Source organism: Microbacterium sp. NPDC055683 (genome assembly GCF_053617895.1).
In genome coordinates, this window is the sequence record NZ_JBSHGQ010000078.1 from 1 (window position 1) to 4180 (window position 4180).

At 70.6% G+C, this 4180-nt stretch carries 5 protein-coding genes; 3 read left to right on the forward strand and 2 right to left on the reverse strand.

The features are described 5' to 3' along the window. Window positions 1–36: 36 nt before the first annotated feature. Together lpdA and ACWGPF_RS17425 are read right to left on the reverse strand one after the other, a co-directional pair. On the reverse strand, window positions 37–1434 hold the full coding sequence (lpdA, locus tag ACWGPF_RS17420; protein ID WP_452333987.1) for a dihydrolipoyl dehydrogenase: 1398 nt from the start codon (window positions 1432–1434) through the stop codon (window positions 37–39). A 47-nt stretch (window positions 1435–1481) separates the two neighbouring features. After that, window positions 1482–2189: a copper resistance protein CopC gene (locus ACWGPF_RS17425; protein WP_452333988.1), complete on the reverse strand. Its 708-nt coding sequence runs from the start codon at window positions 2187–2189 to the stop codon at window positions 1482–1484. A gap of 149 nt (window positions 2190–2338) precedes the next feature. On the opposite strand from ACWGPF_RS17425, the gene ACWGPF_RS17430 reads away from it, so the two are divergent. The 3 genes from ACWGPF_RS17430 to ACWGPF_RS17440 all read left to right on the forward strand — a co-directional run bounded on the left by ACWGPF_RS17430 (window position 2339) and on the right by ACWGPF_RS17440 (window position 4158). After that, the gene (locus tag ACWGPF_RS17430; protein ID WP_345434675.1) at window positions 2339–2806 is read left to right on the forward strand and encodes an FHA domain-containing protein; all 468 of its coding nucleotides are present in this window, start codon (window positions 2339–2341) and stop codon (window positions 2804–2806) included. Beyond that, a complete protein-coding gene (ftsR, locus tag ACWGPF_RS17435) occupies window positions 2806–3486 on the forward strand; it encodes a transcriptional regulator FtsR (protein ID WP_452333989.1) in 681 nt (226 codons plus the stop codon). The genes ACWGPF_RS17430 and ftsR overlap by 1 nt, the downstream gene beginning before the upstream one ends. 132 nt (window positions 3487–3618) lie before the next feature. Then, window positions 3619–4158, forward strand: coding sequence for a MerR family transcriptional regulator (locus ACWGPF_RS17440; RefSeq protein WP_345434680.1), 540 nt, complete (start codon window positions 3619–3621; stop codon window positions 4156–4158). The last annotated feature ends 22 nt before the right edge of the window (window positions 4159–4180 follow it).

Genomic DNA, 4180 nt, shown 5'->3' on the forward strand with positions numbered 1-4180 from the left:
GATCGGACCGGGCGCCCTCCTGCGCGCGCGGCAGTGTCACATGTTGATGAAGTGACCGAGGAGACCGTGGAAGCCCTCCTGCAGCGTCTCCGAGAGCGTCGGGTGCGTGTGCACGTTGCGGGCCGCCTCGACGGCCGTGATGTCCCACTTCTGCGCGAGCGTCAGCTCGGGCAGGAGCTCCGACACGTCGGGGCCGATGAGGTGGGCGCCGATGAGCTCGAGGTGCTCGGCGTCGGCGATGAGCTTGACGAACCCGACGGGCTCGCCCAGGCCGTTGGCCTTGCCGTTCGCGCTGAACGGGAACTTCGCGACCTTGATCTCGCGTCCCTCGGCGCGCGCCTGCTCCTCGGTGAGGCCGAAGCTCGCGACCTGCGGCGAGCAGAACGTCGCCCGCGGCATCATCCGGTAGTCGCCGAGCGGCATCGTCTCGGCCTTGCCGATGGTCTCGGCCGCGACGACGGCCTGCGCCTCCGCCACGTGCGCGAGCTGCAGCTTCGCCGTCACGTCGCCGATGGCGTAGATGCCCTCGACGTTCGTGCGCATGAAGTCGTCGATCGCGATGGCACCGCGCTCGGTGAGCTGCACGCCCGTGTTCTCGAGGCCGAAGCCCGAGACGTTCGGCGCGAAGCCGACCGACATGAGCACCTTGCCCGCCGTGATCTCGCCGGCCACGCCGTCGCGCGACTCGTACGTGACGTGCACGGAGGAGCCGTTGTCCGTGACGGTCTTGACGGCGGTCGACGTGAGGATGTCGATGCCGTACTTCTTGTACTGCTTCTGGATCTCCTTCGAGACCTCGACGTCCTCGTTGGGGAGGGCGCGGTCGAGGAACTCGACGATCGTGACCTTGACGCCGTAGTTCGACAGGACGTACGCGAACTCCATGCCGATGGCGCCGGCGCCGACGATGACGATGGACTCGGGCAGCTCGCGCGTGAGGATCTGCTCCTCGTACGTGACGACGTTCTCGCTGAGCTGCACGCCCGGCAGGAGGCGCACGGTCGAGCCGGTCGCGATGATCACGTTGTCGAACGTGACCTCCTCGCTCGTGCCGTCCGACTTCGCGACGGAGATCGCCTTGGGGCCCGTGAACGTGCCGCGACCCTCGTACTCCACGACCTTGTTCTTCTTCATGAGGAAGTGGATGCCCTTGACGTGCGTGTCCGCGACCTTGCGGCTGCGGTCGAACGCCGCGCCGAAGTCGAAGTGCACATCGCCCGAGATGCCGAACAGGTCGGCCTTGTGGGTGAAGGTGTGGGCGATCTCGGCGTTCTTCAGGAGCGCCTTCGAGGGGATGCAGCCCACGTTGAGGCAGACACCGCCCCAGTACTTCTCTTCGATGATGGCGGTCGTGAGACCGAGCTGGGCGCTGCGGACGGCGGCGACGTACCCGCCGGGGCCCGCGCCGAGGATGACGACGTCGTAGTGAGCCATGGGAGAAAGCCTATCTGTGCGGGAGGGGGTGGATGGCCGCGGCCGGCTCAGCGGCGACGCGAGCGGGCGACGAGGACGGCGACGAGCGCGCCGCCGCCCGCGACGAGGATGCCGCCGCCGATGATCCACGGCAGATTGCGGGAGAACGCGTCGGTGTCGGCCGGCGTCCCCGTCGCGGACGGCTCGGGTTCGGGGGAGGCGGGATCGGCGGAGGGCGACGACGTCTCCTCCGGCTGCGACGTGGGATCGGCCGAGGGCGTGGCGCTCGGCTCGACGGCGCCGCCGGCGGGCTCGCTCGCGGTGAAGCGGCGTACGAGCGACTCGCTGTGCCCGTCGCTGTACGTCACGGTCGCGATCATCGTGTACTCGCCGGCCGGTGCGCCCGCGGTGTCGAGCGGCTGGGTGAGGACGTACCCGTTCGCGACGGCGTCGCCGGAGGCATAGTCGGTGCACGACGCGGGATCGATCGGGATGGCGTTGTCCACGGCGCCGTCGATGCCGGCGCACGTGTCGTCCGTGACGTAGATCGACTGGGGCGCGCCGTCGAGGAGGGCGCCGCTGAACGTGAACGACACCTCATCCGGCAGGACGTCGACCGTCGACCCGTCGGCGGGCGAGGTCTCCACGACGGCCCAGTGCGCGGATGCCGACGCGGGCGCGAGGAGGGGGAGGGCGACGGCGGCCGCGACCGCTGCGACGGCCGCGAGCAGGGGCCGTGCGCGGCGAGGGCGGGCGGGGATGCGGGGTGCGCTCATCACACCTCGAACCTATCGGCCGAAACTGGATGGATCTTCCGCTCGGCCGCGCGAGACGGCAGACTCTCCCGAAGCCCCTCCCAGGCGCCTGGGAGGGCGGTCGGCGTCGGGCGTCGATCCGTTAGGGTGGAACGAAAGGGAGGTCGAGCGTGACAGATGCGCAGTACCGGCCGGCGGCCGGCCACGACGGCTCGGGTGACACGACCCAGACGTTCGGGCACGAGGTCGACCTGTCGTTCGTGCCGTTCGCGGGCGAGCTGTCGCCCGTCGAGCTGGAGGCGGTCGGCGCGCTCCCGTCCGGAGCCGCCCTCCTGCTCGTGCGCTCGGGTCCTACGGCGGGTGCACGCTACCTCCTCGACACCGATGTGACGACGGCGGGTCGCCACCCCGAGGCGGCGATCTTCCTCGACGACGTCACGGTCTCGCGTCGCCACGCCGAGATCACGCGCGACCGCACCGTGTTCGAGATCATCGACCAGCGCTCGCTCAACGGCACGTACGTCGACGGTGATCGCGTCGATCGCGCCGTGCTCCGCAACGGGGCCGAGGTGCGGATCGGCAAGTTCCGCTTCAACTTCTTCGCCTCCCCTCGGGACCTGCCGGGGGCGGGCGCCTGATGGCGGCCGCTGCCGCAGAACGAGGCGCGTCAGCGGTCCTGTTGAGCATCGGCCAGGTGCTCGCCAAGCTCACGCCGGAGTTCCCCGGTCTGTCCTCGAGCAAGCTGCGCTATCTCGAGGAGCAGGGGATCGTGTCGCCGACGCGGACGCCGTCGGGCTACCGCAAGTTCTCGCCCGCCGACGTCGAGCGCATCCGTCTGGGGCTCGTGCTCCAGCGCGACCACTACCTGCCGCTGAGCGTCATCCGCGACCACCTCGACGCGGTCGACGCCGACGGCGGCGCCCGGATGCCGCTGCCCGCGTCGATCCACCCGGTCGCGCGCACCTATTCGCGCGCGGACCTGCTCGCGGCGGCGGGTGCCGCGCCGCAGCTCCTCAACGATGCCGTGAGCATCGGCCTGATCCAGGCGTCCGACGCCTACGACGAGGACGCCGTGCAGCTGCTCCGCGCGTTCGTCGCGCTCGACCGCCACGGCATCGAGCCCCGGCACCTCCGTGCCGTCAGGCAGAGCGCCGATCGCGACGCGGATCTCGTCGACCAGGCGCTCGGCTCGCTGCTGCGCCGGCCCGACGCGCGATCCCGCGCACGCGCCGCCGAGCTCGCCCCCGAGCTCGCGCAGCGGCTCGACGAGGTGCGCCGTCTCTTCGTCCGGCAGGCGCTCGAACGACTGCTGCCGTGACCGCGCCGAGCGGTTTATAACGTTCGATCACGCTTGCGTCGACACGCCGCCCCTTCCGCACGGATGTCGTTGCCGGAGCCATGCCCCTGCCATACGGTGGACAGGAATCGACCGCGAGGAGTGAGGAACACGATGGCCGAAGACGCCGCAGACAACGGCTTCGCCGACGACCTGCTCTTCACCGACGGCCTGCCGAAGCTCGACCCCGAAGCCGGCTACCGCGGCGCCGTCGCGGCCCGCGCGGCGGGGATCACCTACCGTCAGCTCGACTACTGGGCGCGCACCGAGCTCGTCGTCCCCACGGTGCGCGGCGCGAGCGGCTCCGGTTCGCAGCGTCTCTACGGGTTCCGCGACATCCTCGTCCTGAAGCTCGTCAAGCGGCTGCTCGACACGGGCATCTCGCTGCAGCAGATCCGCATCGCGGTCGACCAGCTCCGCGCATCGGGCATCCGCGACCTCGCCGGCACCACGCTCATGAGCGACGGCGCATCGGTCTACCTGTGCACCTCGAACGACGAGGTCATCGATCTCGTCAGCCGCGGGCAGGGCGTGTTCGGCATCGCCGTCGGGCGTGTGCTCCGCGAGGTCGAGTCGACCCTCGTCGAGTTCGACCCGACCGCGCCCGACCCCGTCGACGAGCTCGCCGCCCACCGCGCGCGACGCTCCGCCTGACCGGTACGGCGAAGGGCCGGCT